The sequence below is a fragment of the Bacillus sp. 17RED48 genome (genome assembly GCF_019837545.1).
Taxonomy (GTDB): Bacteria; Bacillota; Bacilli; order Bacillales; family Bacillaceae_G; genus Bacillus_A; species Bacillus_A wiedmannii.
Genome location: NZ_JADAXG010000001.1, coordinates 1130900 through 1151251, shown reverse-complemented (window position 1 = coordinate 1151251; position 20352 = coordinate 1130900). Strand labels below are relative to the sequence as shown.

The following is a 20352-nucleotide window of genomic DNA, read 5'->3' as shown; positions in this document are numbered from 1 at the left end:
CAGGAGTCTTTCCTCATTATAGCACATTTCATAAGGAATCATGTTCATTCAAGCATCACTTATGTAAAGTAAAAAGCTAGGAAGAACTTCTCCCTAGCTTTCTATTACTCTTCTTCTGCATCGACGATAAAGTTCGGATCTAATTCTTCAAACTCATCATCATCGACTTGGAAATCCTCGTCTGATTCTACACAACCTTCAGGATTTACACTTACACAAATTTTCGTTTCCCCAACTACTTCTGTTACAAATTCACGTTCTACAGTTACAACAATTTTATTACCATTTGGTGATACAAGAGCTTCTAAACAATTTGGTGGCTGAATGACACGAGCAATAATTTCTAAATCATCACCAGAAAAGTTTTTATCACGATACCCAATACTCACTTCATCAGTGTAGTTCACACGTTCTGTTACAACTTCTGTCTTTGTATTACCATCAAATGAATACCAAGTGTTCACATCATAGAAACCTTCAATTTCCACATGCTTTCCATTCTTTCTTGCTTCGTACGAGTGGTTAATTACCCAGCACCCTAAAATACTTGTTGGCTCATTATTCGATTCACATGTATGCGTTGACTTTGTATACTTACGTCCTTTTCCAACCACTGCTTTTGTAATAATCTCTCTAAATTCGGACATTCGTAACCCTCCTCAATCACTATTCACTTAATCATATGCGTGACAATAGCGGAATGTGTCATTCTTTTTTCGAGAAGAACTTACGTTTAACCCACTAAAAAAAGAGATGTCAATTCGACATCTCTTTAACAACCACAATTTCCTTTTTTACTTTCTACCGCCGCACCCGTTTCACCCTTCAATACATCGCCATTAGTTGAAATTAATATTTCATCTGTTACGTTGTTAGAAATCGTACTTGCAACTAGCTGTAGTAAGTCATTTACATATGTTTGTGAAGATTTAAATTCTTGCACAACTGGGATACTATCCAACTTATCTTGCAATGCATCAATGTCAGCTTCTACTTTTTTCAAAGCTTCCCATTTCCCGTAATGCTGCAAGTTTACTGCTTGTTTTTGCAGTGCTTTAATTTCATCAATTGCGCGCTTTACATTTTCATTTTTATGAATTTGCGCCTCTGCTTTCTTAAAGAAATCAACTTCTTCTGTTTCAGAAATCATTTTTGCTAATTCTTTCGCTTGTTCAACAATTTCATCTTTCGAATATGCTTTCATCTATTATTCCACCTCAATCGGCTCTTCAACTAATTCCCCGTTAAGAGACCAAGTTTTTGCTTCCGTTACTTTTACTTTCACAAGCTGACCAATTAAAGATTTTGAAGCGACGAAGTTTACAAGTTTATTCGTACGAGTATAACCTGCGAGTACTTCTGGATTATTTTTACTTTCCCCATCAACTAACACTTCTACAATTTGACCTTTGTAACGATTATTCTTTTCAATTGCCAACGTATTTACTAGTGTATTTAAGCGTTGAAGACGTTCTTTTTTCACTTCCATCGGTACATTATCTTTCATTTTTGCAGCTGGTGTACCTTCGCGCGGAGAATAAATAAAGGTAAAGGCAGTATCAAATCCTACTTCACGATATAACGACATCGTTTCTTCAAATTGCTCATCTGTTTCATTTGGGAAACCAACGATAATATCAGTTGTGAATACTGCATTTGGAATTGCTTCTTTAATTTTTCTTACAAGTTCTAAATAATGCTCACGTGAATATTTACGCGCCATAATTTTTAACATATCTGTGCTTCCAGATTGAACTGGTAAGTGAATATGTTCTACTAAGTTTCCAGCTTTTCCAAGCACTTCAATTAAGTGATCATCGAAATCACGTGGATGGCTCGTTGTAAAACGAATACGAGCAATATCAACTTTACGGAGTTCGTCCATTAAATCGCCAAGTCCGTATTCAAAATCTTCAAAGTCTTTACCATATGCATTTACGTTCTGGCCAAGTAACGTAATTTCTTTATAACCATTCGCAGCTAAATGACGAATTTCTTGGATAATGTCTTCTGGACGTCTGCTTCGCTCTTTTCCACGTGTATACGGCACGATACAATATGTACAGAACTTATCACAGCCATACATAATATTTACCCAAGCTTTAATATCACCACGGCGTACTTTCGGAAGGTTTTCAATTACATCCCCTTCTTTTGACCAAACTTCAACTACCGTCTCCTTCGAGAACATTGCATCTTTTAGAATATACGGCAATCTATGAATATTATGCGTTCCAAACACCATATCTACATGCTGATTTTTTTGCATAATTTTATTTACAACAGATTCTTCTTGAGACATACAACCACATACACCAATTAAAAGGTCCGGATTTCTTCTTTTTAATGACTTTAAATGACCTAGTTCACCGAACACTTTATTTTCAGCATTTTCACGAATTGCACAAGTATTTAATAAAACTACATCTGCATCTTCAGTTGAAAAGGTTGGCTCATATCCAAGTGCGGTGAAAATACCCGCCATTACTTCCGTATCATGCTCATTCATTTGACAACCATATGTACGAATATAGAACTTTCTTCCTGTACCAAAATTGCGAAATTCTTCAGGTAAGCCAAAATCCCGTTCAATTTTAACTTCTTCTTTCCCTCGTTTTTTCGCGTCTTTTAAGGAAGGTGGCTGGTATACACTTTCAAAGTATTTACTATAATCTTTCTCTTCTTTTTTCGTAGAGGAATTTGCTTGTTGACTTGCTAATCGTTGTTGCTCGTTCATCGGTAATCTCCTTTCACCCTTAACTATACACACTCTATAGTCCATTTTAATGCGCTTTGACTCACCTCAAAAATGGTTAGATAGCTTGAGAGATAACTTGTCCTTTGAAACTTGAGTAATCAATCTAATCATTCATAAGAATGAAGTCTTCCCCACACAAATAGACATTCCCTTTTCATACTTCTTTTTGTCCTATCCAAAAGCATATTGCTTTATCCCTATAAACATTACCATAGTATGAAGCGTTGCGCCAATTTTAACAAGAAAGAGGCTCTGTCTGATCTTACATTTCATCAGCAATGAACTCGCCATTTTCATACAACGATTTATATATTATTTTACCATTCTGAATTTTCTAAGTAAATAAGACTACCCTATATTTTTTACTCATAAAAAAAGGTTACCAAATGGCAACCTCCTCTTCTTATATTACATAAATTCAGCAACAAGTTCATCAAACATTTTCTGATCCATATTTAAATCAGCTTGCACTAAAGGCTTCTCACTATAGCCTTTTACAAGTTCTTGGTATGAAGGTTGCGCTGTATTTTGATATATTAAACCTGTTACTAATCCGTTATTTTCCATTAACGTTTGCATAGCCATCATGCGATTAGACGGATCATATCCCTCTACTGTACTTAGTTTTGTTAAATTTTCTTTAAACCAATCGTAAGTATTTACTTTATTGTAAGTAACACATGGGCTGTATACGTTAATTAATGAAAATCCTTTATGGTTAATACCAGCTTCAATAATTTGTGTTAGTTCTTTTAAATCACTTGAAAAGCTTTGCGCCACAAATGTCGCACCAGCTGTTAAAGCCATTTCCATAACATTTAGTGACGGTTCAATTGAACCTTGTGGTGTACTTTTCGTTTTAAATCCAGCTTCACTACGCGGTGAAGTTTGCCCTTTTGTTAATCCGTAAATTTGGTTATCCATTACGATGTACGTAATGTCTATGTTACGACGAATAGAATGGATTGTATGTCCCATACCAATCGCAAATCCATCACCGTCACCACCTGATGCGATAACTGTTAAATCACGATTTGCCATTTTCACACCTTGTGCAATTGGAAGGGCACGACCATGAATACTATGCACACCATATGAATTAATATAACCCGAAATACGACCTGAACAGCCGATACCGGAGATAACAGCAAGTTCATCTGGATTTAAGCCAACGTTAGCTGCCGCACGTTGAATTGCAGCTTGCACCGAGAAGTCTCCGCAACCTGGGCACCAGTTTGGTTTTACACTGTTACGAAAGTCCTTAAATGTTGCCATTTAATACAACCCCTTTTTTGCATTCGTTGTAAATCTCTTTCGGCAAGAATGGGTTCCCATCATATTTTAAAAGACTAGAAATTTTCTCACCGTTACCAAGATTCATTTTCATAATGTTAGCAAGCTGACCTGTTGCATTGTTTTCTACTACTACAACACGCTTCGCATTTTTCACAAGTGGATCGATTTCAGCTGTTGGGAACGGGTGAATTAAACGCACATGAGCATGGTTTACTTTCATACCCTCTTGTTCTAAGCGCTCCATTGCCTCTTCGATCGCACCACGAGTTGAGTTAAATCCAACAAGCAATACGTCCGCTTCTTCATGCTTAACATTTTTATAGACAGGGGTGTTAAACTTCAAGTTCTCCATTTTACGGAAACGTTTGTCCATTTGATCTTTACGGTTTATTGCTGATTCAGATGGTTTACCAGTTTCATCATGTTCTACACCTGTAACATGGTGAACACCATTTTTCATACCAGGTAAAACACGTGGTGAAACGCCATCTTCGGTTACTTCATAACGCTTGAAGTATGCTTTATTTTCACGTTCTGGTAATTCCGCTTCTAAATCAAGCTTACCGCGACGAATTTCCACTTTATCTAACGTAAGCGGTTCTACAGTTTGTTTTCCTAAAGAAAGCTGTAAATCCGTTAAGAAAATAACAGGTACTTGATATTCTTCAGCTAGGTTAAATGCTTCTACAATATCATAGAAAGCTTCTTCAACTGTACTTGGCGCCATTACGATTTTTGGAATCTCACCGTGCGTACCGTAAATCATCGCCATTAAATCCGACTGCTCTTGTTTCGTTGGTAATCCTGTACTTGGACCACCACGTTGTGTATCAACAATTACTAATGGTGTTTCTGTAATACCCGCTAAACCAATCGCTTCCATCATTAAAGATAGACCCGGACCAGCAGATGCAGTTAATGTACGAACACCAGCATAGTTTGCACCGATTGCCATTGTACAAGCTGCGATTTCATCCTCAGTTTGGATTACTGTTCCGCCAACTTTTGGCAATTTTTTAATTAAGTATTCCATAATTTCAGATGCAGGTGTAATTGGATATGCAGACATAAAGCGAGCACCACCAGCTACCGCACCAAATGCGATTGCATCGTTTCCAATCATAAACATGCGTTTCTTACCATCAGCTTTTTCAAGCTGCATCATGTTTACTTTCTCACCTAGCAATTCTTTCATATATTGAGAGCCGCGCTTAATTGCGTCCATATTCTTTTGAACAACTTGCTCTCCTTTACGACCAAAGATTTCTTCAACAACATCTAAATAAGCTGTTTCATCTAATCCTAATACCGCACTTGATGCCCCAACAGCAACCATGTTTTTCATTAATGATGTGCCTAATTCTGAAGCAATATCTGTAAACGGTATCACATATAGATTTACATCTGTATTATCAGGTATTGTTGGATTAAATTTCGCATCCGCAACTACAATTCCACCTGGACGTAGTTCGTGGAAGTTAAAATCAATTGTTTCTTGATCAAAAGCAATTAGAATATCTAAATCATCTGAGATCGCGCGTACTTCTGTTGTACTTACGCGAATTTTATTATTTGTATGGCCGCCTTTAATACGTGATGAGAAGTGGCGGTAACCGTATAGGTAATATCCTAATCGGTTTAATGCAATACAGAAGATTTCTCCTGTACTTTCAATTCCTTCACCTTGTTGGCCTCCAACTTTCCATGAAAGTTGACTAATCATCTCCTACACCCCTTTTGGCTGCATTCATTGTAGTGTATTTTTTTACAGTAATAGTTTAGCATTTTTTATACAAATAAACTACAACGGACGCAAATTATGCCTCTTCTGATTTCCCTGAATCTTTAGTATAAAGCTATTTTGTTTTTCATTCTAGTATTAGGTCTTAAAAAAAGCAATAATATCAAATGAATTAATTCTAATTTTTCTGGATTTTTAAAACAAAAATCTTAAAAGCTTATATGATCAACAAAATTATCATATAAAAATCGCTCTACTGTAGATGCAGCATAGTGTTTACAAAGCTCATTAATTACATTTTCATATTCTCCATACGCTGATACATTTACAACTGTTTCTAATATCCCATCAAAATCCGAACCAAACCCTATATTGTTCTCTCCACCTAATGAACAAATATATTCGATATGTTTTACTATATCTGCTATATTCGCTTGTTTTTCACTTATTAGAAACTGTGGTACGAAAGTAACACCAATCATGCTATTTCGCTTTATAAGAGCTCTAAGTTGTTCATCGTTTAAATTACGTGGGTGCTGACAAAGTTTCATACTATTTGAATGGGAGGCAATAGGATTTTTTGCAATTTCTATCACATCCCAAAAGCTTCTTTCATTCAGATGCGACACATCAGTCCATACATGTAACGTATTAAGTTCTTGTACAACATGTTTACCATAGGTCGTTAAACCCGCCCCACGTGTCTCTAGCGCACCATCAGCTAATAAATTGGCATAATTCCATGTTAGTCCAAAAGAACGTACTCCTAGACGATAAAACAACCGTAATTTCATTGCATCTTTTCCAATTGCTTCGCATCCTTCTAGTGTTAATATCGCTCCAATCTCGTCCTGTTTTAACATGTTAATATCATCTTTTGTCTGAATAAACTTTACACCCGGTAATGATAAAATTTCATTATAAAAAATATCTACCATTTGTAATGCCGCTTCAAATCGTTTTTCATATAGCACCGTTTCTGGCACATATATAGCAAAACATTGTATACTTCCTTTTCTTTTCTTTAACTGTTCAAATGTAATATGTAATTGCGGATCGTTTTTAAAATCCTTTTTCCCCTGTGCACTCCATAACTGAAAGAGTACATCACAATGAGCATCAAAAATTTTCATTTCCATTCCTCCATTATAAAAACAACCTGTTTGCATACTGCAAACAGGTTGTTTAAACTTAACGAGGTTCTACAATTAATTTTATTGCTGTACGCTCTTCCCCATCAATCATAATATCTGTGAACGCTGGGATACAAATCAGGTCCAAACCACTAGGCGCTACAAATCCTCTTGCAATTGCTACTGCCTTTACCGCTTGGTTCAATGCACCTGCACCAATGGCTTGAATTTCTGCTGTTCCGCGTTCGCGAATAACACCTGCAAGTGCACCAGCTACAGAATTAGGGACCGACGTTGCTTTAACTTTTAATATTTCCATTCCGCGTTTCCTCCTCGTTTCTATAAAAAGTATTAGCAATTATTTCACTTTAACTTATATTCACGAGGAATGACGCGTATTCCTGCTAAATTTCTGTAATTTTTCTAAAAAATTAAAAAATAATAACTTTTCTAAATTCTATCCAGGAATTACTCAAAAAATGGCTGATCATCATTAATTAAGATACGCTGGATTTTCTTAGCTTTTCCTGTATTAGGATCCACATCAACTAACACTGCACTTAATTGTGTTCTACCACTTGTCACTTCAAATCGTACTGGTAAGTTTGTTAAAAACTTCTTCAATACCGCTTCTCGATCCATACCTAAAATCCCATCGTAAGGTCCTGTCATACCAACATCTGTGATATATGCGGTTCCGCTTGGTAAAATACGATTATCTGCTGTAGGAACATGTGTATGTGTACCCACTACTGCCGTAGCACGACCATCTACATACCAACCTAACGCTTGTTTTTCACTTGTAGTTTCCGCATGAAAATCAATAAAGATAATATTCGTACGTTTTTTTGCAATGTTAATCAATTCATCCACTTTACGGAATGGGCAATCAATCGGAGGAAGGAATGTACGTCCTTGTAAGTTAATAACTGCAACTTCTGTTCCATTACAGTTCACAAAGATAAGTCCTTTTCCTGGAGTTCCTTCTGGGAAGTTAGCTGGTCTTGCAAGATATTTTGCGTCATCAATAAATTCAAATACTTCACGGTTATCCCAAGCGTGGTTTCCAAGTGTAACCGCTTGTGCCCCGCATTCTAAAAAGTTTCGATATATTTTTTCCGTAATTCCACGTCCACCTGCTGCATTTTCTCCATTAATAATGGTTACTGTAGGTGTATATTTCTTTTTTAATGCCGGTACGTATTGTTGAATCATACCTCTACCAGGAGATCCTACTACATCCCCAACAAATAATATTCTCATATGTCTTACCCTTCCTATGTACTACATTTTTTATTACTATAGCTTCAAGTGATTTCCTTACAATATATTTATTATAAGTTTGTTTCACTTATATACTAGGTATAACTAATTTCCTTTATTTTAACCAATTCCAACACAAAAAAATAAAGTGGTGTTTCACCACTTTATTTTGCGTATTCCACTGCACGTGTTTCACGAATAACAGTTACTTTAATATGTCCTGGGTAATCCAGTTCATTTTCAATACGTTTTCGAATATCACGAGCTAAACGATGAGCTTCTAAATCATCAATTGTATCTGGTTTTACCAGAATACGAACTTCTCGTCCTGCTTGAATTGCGAAAGATTTTTCTACGCCTTCATAAGACTCTGAAATCTCTTCTAACTTTTCAAGACGACGAATATAGTTCTCAAGTGTTTCACTACGAGCTCCAGGTCTTGCAGCTGATAATGCATCTGCTGCTGCAACTAAAACTGCAATGATAGAAGTTGGTTCTGTGTCCCCATGGTGAGATGCAATACTGTTTATAACTACAGGATGCTCTTTATACTTCGTTGCGAGTTCGACACCAATTTCAACGTGGCTACCTTCTACTTCATGATCAATTGCTTTACCGATATCATGTAATAGACCAGCACGTCTTGCTAGTTTTTCATCCTCACCAAGCTCCGCTGCCATAAGTCCAGTTAAATATGCAACTTCCATAGAATGTTTTAAGACGTTTTGTCCGTAACTTGTACGGTATTTTAAACGACCTAAAATCTTAATTAAATCTGGATGTAATCCGTGAACACCCACTTCAAACGTTGTTTGCTCTCCGACTTCGCGAATATACTCGTCCACTTCACGTCTTGATTTTTCGACCATCTCTTCAATACGCGCTGGGTGAATACGTCCGTCCTGTACTAGTTTATCAAGAGCGATACGAGCTGTTTCACGACGAATTGGGTCGAATCCAGAAAGGATAACTGCTTCTGGTGTATCATCGATAATTAGGTCAATACCTGTTAACGTTTCTAACGTACGAATATTTCGACCTTCACGTCCGATAATACGTCCCTTCATTTCGTCATTTGGAAGATTTACAACCGAAACGGTTGTTTCAGCAACATGATCAGCTGCACATCTTTGCATTGCAAGAGATAAAATCTCTTTTGCTTTCTTATCCGCTTCTTCTTTCGCACGAACTTCACTTTCTTTTACCATTACGGCAATTTCATGAGAAACTTCACTTTCTACTTTACCAAGAATAATTGCTTTCGCTTGTTCGCGTGTCAGATTGGAAATGCGCTCTAATTCTGTTTGTTGCTTTTGAACTAACTCTCCCACTTTGCTTTCCAACTCTTCAATCTGTTGTTGTCTCGCTACAAAAGAATCCTCTTTCTTTTCTAACTGTTGCTCGCGTTTATCGAGCGTTTCGTCTTTACGATCAAGGTTCTCTTCTTTTTGCATTAAACGATTTTCTTGTTTTTGTAATTCGCTTCTACGGTCACGAATTTCTAATTCAGCTTCTGTACGAAGTGTATGAATTTCATCCTTTGCTTCTAAAAGCGCTTCTTTCTTAAGTGCTTCAGCCTCACGATTCGCTTCGTCTAGAATACGTTTCGCTTCATTAGCTGCACCATTAATCTTCGCTTCAGCAATAGACTTTCGAACAAAAAAGCCAACAACTGCACCGACTGTTGCAAGCAAAATGGAGATGAGTATCCAAACTGTACTACTCATGATTTCACCTCCCCTTGCTATGAATGAAAAAAGACTGTCGGCATGTACATTGAATACCAACATACAGCAAAGACCGTCGTCCCGCTTTTTTAAGGGACTTTCTTCATTTCACAATTAAAATGTCATATTATTATTTCGGCAAGATTTAAGTCTTACTCCGAATATTACTTCTCTTCTTGAGAAGAGTGTTTCGTATATAAGAAAAAATATACATTCTCATTGTATCTATCGCAATTTTCATTGTCAAGCGTTGTCTACTTTTACTTTCTTTACCTTCAGCCCTAATTCATATATGAATTTAAAAAGAAGACAGCATATTATCCTGGAAAACCTTAGTAAATTCCAGTTTATGCATACAAAACATGCATATATCCCTCTTTATACATAGCCTTTTAGGCAGATTAAATATTTTATCTCCAATGATATACAACGCTTTCATAATGATTAAAAAATAAAAGACACGGAACCGTGTCTTTTATTTTTTAATCTTGAAGATTTGAATCTTCCGTGTCTTCAGCACCAGAGTCTTCACCAATTCCGTGATGGTCACGAACAAAGAAGGCAATTTCCTCTCTTAAATCCGTATTCTCTTTTAAGAATTGCTTCGAATTTTCACGACCTTGCCCTAAACGCTCTTCATTATAAGAGTACCAAGCACCACTCTTTTGAACGATATCAAGTTCAGAAGCCATATCTAAGATTTCACCTTCTCTTGAAATACCTTCTCCATACATAATATCAACTTCAGCAACACGGAATGGTGGTGCCACTTTATTTTTAACTACTTTTACTTTTGTTTTATTACCAACGATGTCATTGCCTTGCTTTAATTGCTCCGCACGACGTACTTCAAGACGAACTGTTGAATAGAATTTCAACGCACGACCACCTGGAGTTGTTTCTGGCACTATCTATAGATTTTCCATCTCTATAGTCCGGACTATCTCTTCATCTCTTTACAGAGAGCCTTGCACTTCCAGCAGTAGCCTATCATCTGCCGTACCCTACTCAGTTAACTAAAAGTCCTTTTCGGTAGTCTCTACACCTTCCCCATATAAATATGAAGCTTGGCACGGTATTACCCTAAATAATGGTGGGCTTCACCGTTAGCAACTATATAAATAGTTACACCCTTAGGCAATAAGGTTCACAAGGTTTTTTAACATGCTATCACTAGCAAGGGAAACCCATGGTAAACTCCTTAATCTTTTGTGCGACTTTTTCTTTATTTACTAACTCTTCTTCATGTATAACAAGATATTTATAGCAGCTCTCTTCCATAAATAAAAGTTTTCTTTTATCTCGTTCTTTTATTTTTTTGAGTGAGTGTGCCCATTTCCCATGGACGTCTAAACAATATTTTCTACCTAAGTAGAAATCAATAGACCACTTATCGATTCTTTTTTGCTTAATGAACGCCAGATCTAAGCTTAATAATATCTGTTCAACCTGTTGTTCCAGTAAAGTATCATAATTTTTCTTTCTGACCTTTACATTAAGCTCTTTTCTCCTTTTAGCAACACATGTATAGGATACGCCATACTTAACGGCAATTTCAACATGTGATAAATATGGATTTTTTAACTCCTGTTCAACTTCTGCGGTTTTAGGTAAATAAACCTTCCTATGTCTGGTTCTTTTAATTCCGAGTAACTTTAATATTTCACCTACTCGCCTTTCATCAAGATTAATTTCTTTACCTATATCTTTTAATTTTCTCTCCGCATGTGTCGCGATAAAATCCACTTGCCATTGTTCTATGTTTCGATAAGTTCTATTTCCAATTGTCACTGCCACCTTAATCTCTCCTTATAAGAAATCCCTTATAAAGACTTAAATGAAGAAGACAAATAAAGATTCAAGTACTACGCTCTGATTAAGCAACTTGTGGTTGATTTCCGAACATAACCCCAACTTTTTCACGAATTTGGTTAATAAAGATTGCAATTGTTTTTGATTTATTGATTGCACCTGACAGCTTACGAAGTGCTTGAGACATTAAACGAGCTTGTAGACCTACGTGTGAGTCCCCCATGTCTCCTTCAATCTCAGCTTTCGGTACAAGTGCTGCTACAGAGTCAATTACGATAATATCAACCGCGCCACTTCGTACAAGTGCTTCTGCGATTTCTAGTCCTTGCTCTCCTGTATCAGGTTGTGATAATAGTAATTCATCTATGTTAACGCCTAATTTTTGTGCATATACAGGATCCATTGCATGCTCCGCATCAATAAACGCTGCTTGTCCACCTTGACGCTGTACTTCCGCGATTGCGTGTAATGAAACTGTTGTTTTACCTGAACTTTCTGGTCCATAAATTTCGATAATACGGCCACGTGGGTATCCGCCTACCCCTAATGCCACATCAAGTGCTAAAGAACCACTTGAAATTGTAGAAATTCTACGCTCCGCTTGTTCTCCTAATTTCATAATTGAACCTTTACCGAATTGCTTCTCTATTTGTTTTAACGCCATATCTAACGCCGCTTGACGATCACTCATTCAAAATTCCTCCTTAACTGAATTGCTAATCTTATTATACCTATTTTCAATTCAATTTGCCAACAAAATCGAACATTTATTCGATTTTTTTATTTTCCATTAAATAAAAATGAATTTAACCATAAAAAAAGCTAGAAGAAACTTATATCTCTTCTAGCTTTTTATATAAATGATAAAATCCATATTTCACCGAACGTTCCCTAATTTGTTGACGACTTCCACTTAAAATAAGAGGAAAGACTACAGTTGGTTCATCCTTCATCGCCAATCCAACGAATACTGTTCCCGGCTCTTTATGTTCTGAAGCATCCGGTCCTGCTACCCCAGTGAAACTAATTCCGATATCCGCTTTTAATAAGCCCTTAACATTTTCAGCAAGATAACGAGCACATTCTTTACTAACTGCACCATCAGTAGACAACACTTCCGCAGGTACATGTAAAACATGTTGCTTCACATCATTATGATAACAAATGACACCGCCTTTAAATACTGAAGACACACCAGCACTTTCTGTTACTTGATTGCCGAAGAGACCACCGGTTAAACTTTCTGCACACGCTAAAGTTAATCCTTTTTTCTTCAATAACTCTATTGCCTTATCATGCAGAAACTCTTGATCATACCCGTAGAAAAATTTTCCTACTCTTTCTAAAATCAAATCTTCCATATGCTGAATGCGTTTCGCAGCTTCATCAGCATTTTGATGTTTGGCAGTTAAACGTAGTGTCACTTCTCCATCATTCGCAAGGGGGGCGATTGTCGGGTTCGTTTGTCCATCAATTAAATCTTGAACTTTCACTTCTAATTGAGATTCCCCAATCCCGAAAAAGCGAAGCACACGAGAATAAATGTTTTCTCCTGTTGTAAAGTTACGTAAAAAAGGCTCTACATAACTTATATACATCGGCTTCATCTCTTTCGGTGGTCCTGGTAATAAAATATAAACTTTCCTGTTCTTATTTAGCCCCATACCAGGTGCCATGCCGTGATCATTCGCAAATACAGTTGCTCCATTCAAAACGAGCGCTTGCTTTTTATTATTCTCTGTGAACTCGCGACCTGTACGCTTAAAGTACTCGCTTATCGATGCTAATGCCTTTTCATCATATACAAGCTCTTCACCCAAACTAGAAGATATCGTTTCTTTCGTCAAATCATCTTTTGTCGGGCCTAATCCACCTGTGAAAATAAGTATGTCAGCACGTTCTTCCGCAACTTCAATCGCCTGCTGTAATCGCTTGTTATTATCTCCAACTACAGTATGGTAGTACACATTAATTCCGATTGAAGCTAACTTTTCAGATAAAAACTGGGCATTTGTATTTGCAATTTGTCCAAGTAATAATTCAGTTCCAACCGCAATAATTTCAGCATTCATCCCAATTCCCCCATAAACTTCTATTTTGAGTTTACAAAAGCAGCTCTATTTTTCCAGAAATAATCCCACCCTGAAATAACAGTAAAGATTAATGCAATCCATATGAAAATATCAGCAACTGGGATATGGATTAAATTTAAAGGTACATCGTGTAATAAATACGCCGCAATTGCAATAATTTGTGTCCACGTCTTAATTTTCCCTAACTGATTTGCTGCCACTACTTCTCCTGTTCCAGCAAGTACAAGACGTAAACCAGTTACTGCAAACTCACGGCTGATAATTACAATAACGATCCAAGCAGGTACGTATTGCATCTCAACTAATGTAATAAGTGCTGCTGAAACAAGTAATTTATCAGCTAACGGGTCAAGAAACTTCCCTAAATTCGTTACAAGATTATACTTTCTTGCGTAATGTCCATCAATCCAATCTGTAGCCGAAGCAATAATAAAGATAAGTGCCCCTACTAAATGTTGAATTGGTAAATCAACATCACCAATTGTGTATGAACCCCAATCAAAGGGCGCTAACATAATTACCATAAAAACTGGAATTAAGAAGATTCTAGATATTGTAATTTTATTTGGTAAATTCACAGCTATTCCTCCATCATATCAAAAACATTTGTTCATTGAAAAAAGTCATCGAGGCGATGACTATTATTGTGCAGGTTGCCCTATCCCTTGGTTTTTTATCACCAATCTTTGGTGAAGTTCTTTTTCTGGATTCAATGGATAAGCGACCACTTGGCCATTCAGTTTAACTTCAACATTCGTTGCATTCCCAATATTAAGTCGCACTTCTTTTAATGTTGATACATCACGTTTTTCTATTTGGCCCTCTTGTACTGTAGCGTTTAGAATCACATTCCCCGCATCATCTTTAACATCTACATAGCTCGCACCTTTACCCGATATTTCCAGTTCTAATGTTTTATTGTTATGAATTTCCAAAGTAGATACTTTACCAGTTGTACCAACTACTTTTACTTCTTCTTGTCCCGTTGGTTGTGCTGGTTGTTCCTCTTTCTTTGGCTCTTCTTTCTTTGGTTCCTCTTTTTTCGGCTCTTCCGCTTTCACTTCATCTTTCTTCGTATCTAACGGAGAGTTTTCTGCTTTTTTAACTTCAATTTTCTCACTTTGAGCATTCGGAACTTTCTCATCACCTTTTCCAGTTAACGCTTGGAAAACAAACCAAATTACCACTCCAAATGCAATTACTAATAGCGCAACTAAAACTTTCGGCATATGATCTGCAATTGGCCATGATGAAGATTTTTGCATTGTTTCTTGCGTTTTCTGTCCTGTTGATACTTGTGGAACGTCGCGTTTTTCAGATTGTGGTATCGTACTCTGATATTCTACAAGCAGTTCCTCTCCATTTAACCCAACCGCATCTGCGTATTGTTTAATGAATGCACGCGCATAAAAAGCTCCGGGCAATACATCATAATTGCCTTCCTCAATCGCTACTAAATGGCGTTTTTGAATTTTTGTAATCTCATGCAGCTGATCCATAGACAAGCCCTTCGTTCCTCTTGCTTCTTTCAGCTTTTGTCCTAATTCTGTCACTACTAACACCTCAATATTTCTTTAAAAGTCAAACATAGAGAAATTATTTTGCGTACCTTGCTCAATTTCATCTACTAAATTATATTGGATTTCTTCATCATAATCGTTACGCAACTCGATAATATAATCAAAATCATCCAATGTGTATTCTGACTGACTCACAAATACGTCAGGATGTTCCACAACTTTCGTTGCAGGTAATCTCATAATTTCACGAACAAGCTGCCAATGCCTTTCGTTAGCACGCTTTGTTGACACGATTCCATCTAAGATAAAAATATTGTCGTCGCTATACTCATCTTCAATCAATTGACTACGAACAGTTTGCTTAATAAGAGTAGATGATACAAATAACCATCTTTTATTTGCACAAACACTTGCGGCAACAATGGATTCTGTTTTTCCGACACGAGGCATTCCTCGTATCCCGATTAGTTTATGACCTTCTTTTTTCATTATTTCAGCCATAAAGTCTACAAGTAACCCTAATTCATCACGTACAAATCGAAATGTCTTCTTATCATCTGCATCTCGTTGTATGTACCTACCATGTCTAACCGCTAGCTTATCTCTTAGCTTTGGCGGACGATATTTCGTTACCGTTATGTTATCCATCGTATTTAAAATTGATTCAAGTCTAGAGATTTGCTCTTGATTATCACACATAAGGAGTAATCCACGTCGTGCATTATCTACACCATTAATTGTGACAATATTAATGCCGAGCATACCGATTAACGAAGAAACGTCACCAAGCAAGCCAGGTCGGTTTTTATGTATTTCATATTCAAAATACCATTCAATCATCCAAGATCACTCCCCTTGCTTACTTTACACCTACGTACTATATTATATGATTTCACCTTAATAGGGAAGCTAAATGTATAATCTATCCTGCGTTATTATTATACAAAAAAAATAGAGAGGAGAATCTCCTCTCTATTTTTTACTTATGCTGTACAAACTTCACCATTAAGTTTGCGATTGTATGTTGCTCTTGTTCATCAGCGACTTTCCAAAGCTCAGACAATAATTTCTCTTGATCGTTGCGCGCTTCTACTTCATTTGCTAAATAATCTCCAACACGAAATGCCATATCTGATACAGCACCACCATCAAGACCTTTTCCTGATGCTTGTTCTAAACGTTCTCCTAAAAAGCTCTTCCATTGATCAAAATTATCTAAAACTGACATGTTTAAGCACCTCACTACTTAGTAATAGAATCATGCTTAATTTGTACAGTTTTTTATTTTTTATGTAAAAATTTTTTAGCAATGCCAACCGCCATTCACTCCGATAATTTGTCCAGTTATGTAAGAGGCACCTGGTGACACGAGAAATGACACTGTTTTCGCTACTTCTTCTGGTAATCCTAATCGTCCTAACGGAATCTCTTCAGCAATTTCATTCTTATCCTCTTCTGAAAATACGTTTAACATTTCCGTTTCAATTGCACCTGGTGCTACCGCGTTCACTCTTACTCCACTTAATGAAACTTCTTTTGCTAATGCTTTCACATATGAATTTTGTGCACCTTTTACCATCGAATAAAGCACTTCACATGATGCGCCGATTTGGCCCCATATAGACGAAACAAGTACAATATTACCGCTTCTCCGCTGAATCATTGATGGCAGTGCCATTGATAATAGTTTATAGATGCTCTTCACTTGAAGTTCTACCATATAATTTAATTCATCGTTCGTTACATCTGTTACGAGTCCAAAAATACTCTTCCCAGCTGCATATACGATAACATCAAGAGGATGTTCAATTTGTTCCCACAATTGCTCCGCTCCATCACTAGAAGCTAAATCCGCTTGAACAGGAATCACTTCCCCCCACTCTTTCTGTAACTCATTCACTTGCCCTTCACCGTTATTATAATGAACATATACTGTATATCCATCTTGAATTAATTGTTTTGAAATAGCAGAGCCAATCCCTCCGCTTCCTCCAGTTACTAATGCATACTTCTTCATACAATTCCTCTCTTATCTCAACAAAATCTTTTTCCTATAAATAAAGTGAAACTTTAATCAGTGGGTGGATGAACATCCCCCACTGATTATTAGTTGAACCAATCGGGCTTTTACGGGCAGTTGATCCCCCCACCTACTTCTGTGCTTTCACTGAATTTTTAAGTGGGGGGTCTTACTGCCCGTTAATGCGGGGTAAATAATACCCTCATCTTACAATTTATCAATGATAAGATGAGGGTATTATTATGAAACCTTTTATTTTTTCGGTAAAACTTGACAAACACTCATTCTTTCTTCTGATAATAATAATTTGGCTACTTCTTGTAAATCTTGAACAGTTAGACTTTCTAATACAGTCAATGCCTCAAACAGACTAGATTCATTAAACGCATATCGTGTAAATTGATTCGCGATATATTCTGGCGAATTCAACGAGCGTAAAAAGCCACCTATTTTCTTTTTCTTTACTCGTTCTAATGCCGCCTCATCTAATTGATCATAATTTGTATTTAGTAAAATGCTTTTCAAACGCTCTTCCAGCTCATCAGGTTGCTTCGTATCGCCGCCAACCATTGCAAAACCGAAGTTATTCTCTTCCGTATAATCATACGAGAACGAATCATCAATAAGACCTTCATTATATAAAGATTCGTAATGAACGGAGCTTTTCCCAAATAAATAATCTAAAAGTAACGTAAGCGCAATTTCTTGTTTTAAAAGGGCTTTCCCTTTTTCTTTTAAATTTGTCGCTTTAATACCAACTAAACATTTCGGTGTTTGTACAGGCATGGAAATAATTTTCTTCTTTTCATTTACCTCATCAGGTTCTTCCTCAAATGAACGTACAATTTCTGACTGGTTTTTATAATCTTTTTTCGCTTGATTTTCACGTACTAAATCCATTGTTTCCTCTGGATCAATTGCCCCCACAACGAATAATAACATATTGCTCGGATGATAAAATGTTTCATAACATTCATATAATAAGTCTTTCGTAATTTTACTAATAGACTCGATTGTCCCTGCGATATCAATTTTAATTGGGTGCTTTACAAACAAGCTATCAATTAATCCAAAGTATAAGCGCCAATCTGGATTATCTTGATACATTTGAATTTCTTGCCCAATAATCCCCTTCTCTTTTTCAACTGTTTTTTCAGAGAAGTAAGGCTCTTGTACGAAGTTTAACAATGTATTTAAATTTTGTTCTACATTTGATGTACATGAAAACAGATAAGCTGTTCTTGTGAAAGATGTGAAAGCATTTGCTGATGCTCCTTGTTTACTAAACAATTGGAAAGCATCGTGATCTTCTTTTTCAAATAATTTATGCTCAAGAAAATGAGCAATTCCATCAGGCACACGAATCATTTCTTCTTTACCTAGTGGTACGAATGTATTATCCATAGAACCATATTTTGTCGTAAACGTTGCAAATGTTTTATTAAATCCTTGCTTCGGTAAAATATATACATCTAATCCATTAGGAAGTTTTTCATAATAGAGTGTCTCTTTTAATTGCTCATAAACAATTTTCTCCATTTATTCTCCCTCCGTTCCATGTAAAAAGTAAATTGTGTCTAGTTCAATATTTTTAGCAACTTTCACAATCTCTTCTTTCGTCACACTTTCAATACCTGAAAGCCATTCTTCAACCGGACGCGTACGGTCTGAAATAATACCATGATACAGCATTTCCACAAATCCGCGCGGTGTATCAATCGCCTCTAATATTTGATTTTGAATAACACTTTTCGTTTGATGCATCTCTTCTTCTGAAAAATCACCATTTTGCATCGCCAACATTTGTTCTTTAATAATCTCAACAGCTTTTTCATAATTTTTCGCTTCGATTCCTGACATGACAAACAATAAGCCTTTATGACTTTCAAAGCGGGATGCTGCATAGTACGCTAAACTATTTTTTTCACGAACATTAACGAATAACTTTGAATGAGAGAATCCTCCAAACAGTCCATTGAACAATTGCAGTGCAAAATAATCTTCGTCTTTATACGTAATAAACGTACGATAACCGATGTGTAATTTACTTTGTTTTAATTCTTGTTTTTCCACAACTTCTTTTTCTTCATTATTTCTCTTATGAAGAAGTACATTTCTTTCTCTCACAGGACGCGCTGAAATAGAAAAATACTTACTTACAAGATCAACTGCGTTTTCTGAAATATCACCAATAATGTATAGATCCATTTCATCTTCCGCTAACACTTTTTGATAATATTGATACAAACTTTCATTTGTAATAGATGCAACACTCTCTTTTTTTCCATTTGCACTTAATCGATACGGTTCTACTTTGCACATTTCTTCAATTAAACGCTCGTTTGCATAGCGCATTTTATCATCATACGTAGCTTCAATTCGTTGCAAGAGCGCTCTCTTTTCACTTTCTACAATAGAAGGTAGAAAACTATTCCCCTCTGTTGCTGGATGTAAAACTATATCCGATAACATAGAAAGTGCTTTTTCAAATAACGGTGGTGCATCATGTAAATATACTTCATTTGCAATGTCTACATAAATAGAGATGATATGGTCTTCTCCTTTTTTACTTACATCTACTGCCAAAGAAGATCCATATAATTCTTCTAAATATTGACGAAGACGAATTACAGAAGGAAGTTTTTCTGTCGCACTTTGCAATACGTATGGCAATAGGGCACGCTCTGTCACCGTCTCCTCATTTAAAGGTGCTTTAAAACGAAATACAAAAGTATTTGTTTTATATTTATCAGTCGGAATAATATGTACTCGCAAACCACCTAACTCATGTAACTGTTGTTCCATTAGTTTCATTTATAGCCCTCCTTTACGTATATAGGAATATTCCTCTTCAATATACAGTTTTTAGAAATGAAAAATCAACTTTTCTTCCTCACTATACTTACATCAGGCTCTTTCTAAAAACTTTTATATGTAAGGAACATAGTAAAATTCCGTATTACATATATTCTATGTAAAAAAGCCCGCA

At 36.3% G+C, this 20352-nt stretch carries 18 protein-coding genes and 2 pseudogenes; all 20 read right to left on the bottom strand.

Annotation, left to right across the window (positions count from 1 at the left end; translation table 11 throughout):
• Positions 1 to 104 precede the first annotated feature (104 nt).
• Positions 105 to 647, bottom strand: a complete 543-nt coding sequence (gene cotE / locus ILT06_RS06405) for an outer spore coat protein CotE (RefSeq protein WP_001288802.1) — start codon at positions 645 to 647, stop codon at positions 105 to 107.
• Positions 648 to 772: 125 nt separating this feature from the next.
• Positions 773 to 1204 (bottom strand): YlbF/YmcA family competence regulator, encoded by a 432-nt coding sequence (locus ILT06_RS06400; RefSeq protein WP_000649386.1) that lies wholly within the window; start codon positions 1202 to 1204, stop codon positions 773 to 775.
• 3 nt (positions 1205 to 1207) lie between these two features.
• Positions 1208 to 2737, bottom strand: a complete 1530-nt coding sequence (gene miaB / locus ILT06_RS06395) for a tRNA (N6-isopentenyl adenosine(37)-C2)-methylthiotransferase MiaB (protein WP_001005383.1) — start codon at positions 2735 to 2737, stop codon at positions 1208 to 1210.
• A 429-nt stretch (positions 2738 to 3166) separates the two neighbouring features.
• Complete coding sequence (locus tag ILT06_RS06390; protein ID WP_000190158.1) at positions 3167 to 4033, bottom strand: 2-oxoacid:ferredoxin oxidoreductase subunit beta; 867 nt, start codon at positions 4031 to 4033, stop codon at positions 3167 to 3169.
• Complete coding sequence (locus tag ILT06_RS06385; protein ID WP_000625413.1) at positions 4020 to 5777, bottom strand: 2-oxoacid:acceptor oxidoreductase subunit alpha; 1758 nt, start codon at positions 5775 to 5777, stop codon at positions 4020 to 4022. The genes ILT06_RS06390 and ILT06_RS06385 overlap by 14 nt, the downstream gene beginning before the upstream one ends.
• Positions 5778 to 6004: 227 nt before the next feature.
• Entirely contained in the window at positions 6005 to 6928 is a 924-nt protein-coding gene (locus ILT06_RS06380; RefSeq protein WP_222654928.1) for a dipeptidase, read from the bottom strand.
• Between the two features lie 58 nt (positions 6929 to 6986).
• Positions 6987 to 7247: a stage V sporulation protein SpoVS gene (spoVS, locus tag ILT06_RS06375; protein WP_000404341.1), complete on the bottom strand. Its 261-nt coding sequence runs from the start codon at positions 7245 to 7247 to the stop codon at positions 6987 to 6989.
• Between the two features lie 149 nt (positions 7248 to 7396).
• Positions 7397 to 8191 (bottom strand): TIGR00282 family metallophosphoesterase, encoded by a 795-nt coding sequence (locus ILT06_RS06370; RefSeq protein ID WP_001221093.1) that lies wholly within the window; start codon positions 8189 to 8191, stop codon positions 7397 to 7399.
• A 164-nt stretch (positions 8192 to 8355) separates the two neighbouring features.
• A complete protein-coding gene (rny, locus tag ILT06_RS06365; RefSeq protein ID WP_064475030.1) occupies positions 8356 to 9918 on the bottom strand; it encodes a ribonuclease Y in 1563 nt (520 codons plus the stop codon).
• Positions 9919 to 10400: 482 nt separating this feature from the next.
• Positions 10401 to 10823, bottom strand: a pseudogene (locus ILT06_RS06360) (recombinase RecA family protein); the annotation flags it as partial.
• 268 nt (positions 10824 to 11091) lie between these two features.
• Positions 11092 to 11715, bottom strand: a complete 624-nt coding sequence (locus ILT06_RS06355; protein WP_088047317.1) for a PDDEXK family nuclease — start codon at positions 11713 to 11715, stop codon at positions 11092 to 11094.
• Positions 11716 to 11812: 97 nt separating this feature from the next.
• Positions 11813 to 12421: pseudogene (recA, locus tag ILT06_RS06350) on the bottom strand (recombinase RecA); the annotation flags it as partial.
• Between the two features lie 142 nt (positions 12422 to 12563).
• Positions 12564 to 13802 carry a competence/damage-inducible protein CinA gene (cinA, locus tag ILT06_RS06345; protein ID WP_088047316.1) on the bottom strand — a complete coding sequence of 413 codons (1239 nt, stop codon included), beginning with the start codon at positions 13800 to 13802 and terminating at the stop codon, positions 12564 to 12566.
• A gap of 20 nt (positions 13803 to 13822) precedes the next feature.
• Positions 13823 to 14401, bottom strand: a complete 579-nt coding sequence (gene pgsA, locus ILT06_RS06340; protein ID WP_048563304.1) for a CDP-diacylglycerol--glycerol-3-phosphate 3-phosphatidyltransferase — start codon at positions 14399 to 14401, stop codon at positions 13823 to 13825.
• Positions 14402 to 14464: 63 nt separating this feature from the next.
• Positions 14465 to 15376, bottom strand: coding sequence for a helix-turn-helix domain-containing protein (locus ILT06_RS06335; RefSeq protein ID WP_064475028.1), 912 nt, complete (start codon positions 15374 to 15376; stop codon positions 14465 to 14467).
• 21 nt (positions 15377 to 15397) lie between these two features.
• The gene (locus ILT06_RS06330; protein WP_000574107.1) at positions 15398 to 16183 is read right to left on the bottom strand and encodes a DUF3388 domain-containing protein; all 786 of its coding nucleotides are present in this window, start codon (positions 16181 to 16183) and stop codon (positions 15398 to 15400) included.
• Positions 16184 to 16322: 139 nt separating this feature from the next.
• A complete protein-coding gene (locus ILT06_RS06325) occupies positions 16323 to 16571 on the bottom strand; it encodes a DUF3243 domain-containing protein (RefSeq protein WP_000114455.1) in 249 nt (82 codons plus the stop codon).
• A gap of 75 nt (positions 16572 to 16646) precedes the next feature.
• Positions 16647 to 17360 carry an elongation factor P 5-aminopentanone reductase gene (ymfI, locus tag ILT06_RS06320; protein WP_048563302.1) on the bottom strand — a complete coding sequence of 238 codons (714 nt, stop codon included), beginning with the start codon at positions 17358 to 17360 and terminating at the stop codon, positions 16647 to 16649.
• Positions 17361 to 17615: 255 nt separating this feature from the next.
• Positions 17616 to 18902 (bottom strand): EF-P 5-aminopentanol modification-associated protein YfmH, encoded by a 1287-nt coding sequence (yfmH, locus tag ILT06_RS06315; protein ID WP_064475027.1) that lies wholly within the window; start codon positions 18900 to 18902, stop codon positions 17616 to 17618.
• Positions 18903 to 20177 (bottom strand): EF-P 5-aminopentanol modification-associated protein YfmF, encoded by a 1275-nt coding sequence (gene yfmF, locus ILT06_RS06310; protein ID WP_000772421.1) that lies wholly within the window; start codon positions 20175 to 20177, stop codon positions 18903 to 18905. It lies immediately after the preceding gene.
• Positions 20178 to 20352 lie beyond the last annotated feature (175 nt).

What these genes read in the sequence shown, in the direction of transcription:
- cotE (WP_001288802.1), bottom strand. Translation starts at nt 647, where the DNA reads ATGTCCGAATTTAGAGAGATTATTACAAAAGCAGTGGTTGGAAAAGGA.
- ILT06_RS06400 (WP_000649386.1), bottom strand. Translation starts at nt 1,204, where the DNA reads ATGAAAGCATATTCGAAAGATGAAATTGTTGAACAAGCGAAAGAATTA.
- miaB (WP_001005383.1), bottom strand. Translation starts at nt 2,737, where the DNA reads ATGAACGAGCAACAACGATTAGCAAGTCAACAAGCAAATTCCTCTACG.
- ILT06_RS06390 (WP_000190158.1), bottom strand. Translation starts at nt 4,033, where the DNA reads ATGGCAACATTTAAGGACTTTCGTAACAGTGTAAAACCAAACTGGTGC.
- ILT06_RS06385 (WP_000625413.1), bottom strand. Translation starts at nt 5,777, where the DNA reads ATGATTAGTCAACTTTCATGGAAAGTTGGAGGCCAACAAGGTGAAGGA.
- ILT06_RS06380 (WP_222654928.1), bottom strand. Translation starts at nt 6,928, where the DNA reads ATGAAAATTTTTGATGCTCATTGTGATGTACTCTTTCAGTTATGGAGT.
- spoVS (WP_000404341.1), bottom strand. Translation starts at nt 7,247, where the DNA reads ATGGAAATATTAAAAGTTAAAGCAACGTCGGTCCCTAATTCTGTAGCT.
- ILT06_RS06370 (WP_001221093.1), bottom strand. Translation starts at nt 8,191, where the DNA reads ATGAGAATATTATTTGTTGGGGATGTAGTAGGATCTCCTGGTAGAGGT.
- rny (WP_064475030.1), bottom strand. Translation starts at nt 9,918, where the DNA reads ATGAGTAGTACAGTTTGGATACTCATCTCCATTTTGCTTGCAACAGTC.
- cinA (WP_088047316.1), bottom strand. Translation starts at nt 13,802, where the DNA reads ATGAATGCTGAAATTATTGCGGTTGGAACTGAATTATTACTTGGACAA.
- ILT06_RS06330 (WP_000574107.1), bottom strand. Translation starts at nt 16,183, where the DNA reads ATGATTGAATGGTATTTTGAATATGAAATACATAAAAACCGACCTGGC.
- ILT06_RS06325 (WP_000114455.1), bottom strand. Translation starts at nt 16,571, where the DNA reads ATGTCAGTTTTAGATAATTTTGATCAATGGAAGAGCTTTTTAGGAGAA.
- ymfI (WP_048563302.1), bottom strand. Translation starts at nt 17,360, where the DNA reads ATGAAGAAGTATGCATTAGTAACTGGAGGAAGCGGAGGGATTGGCTCT.
- yfmH (WP_064475027.1), bottom strand. Translation starts at nt 18,902, where the DNA reads ATGGAGAAAATTGTTTATGAGCAATTAAAAGAGACACTCTATTATGAA.
- yfmF (WP_000772421.1), bottom strand. Translation starts at nt 20,177, where the DNA reads ATGAAACTAATGGAACAACAGTTACATGAGTTAGGTGGTTTGCGAGTA.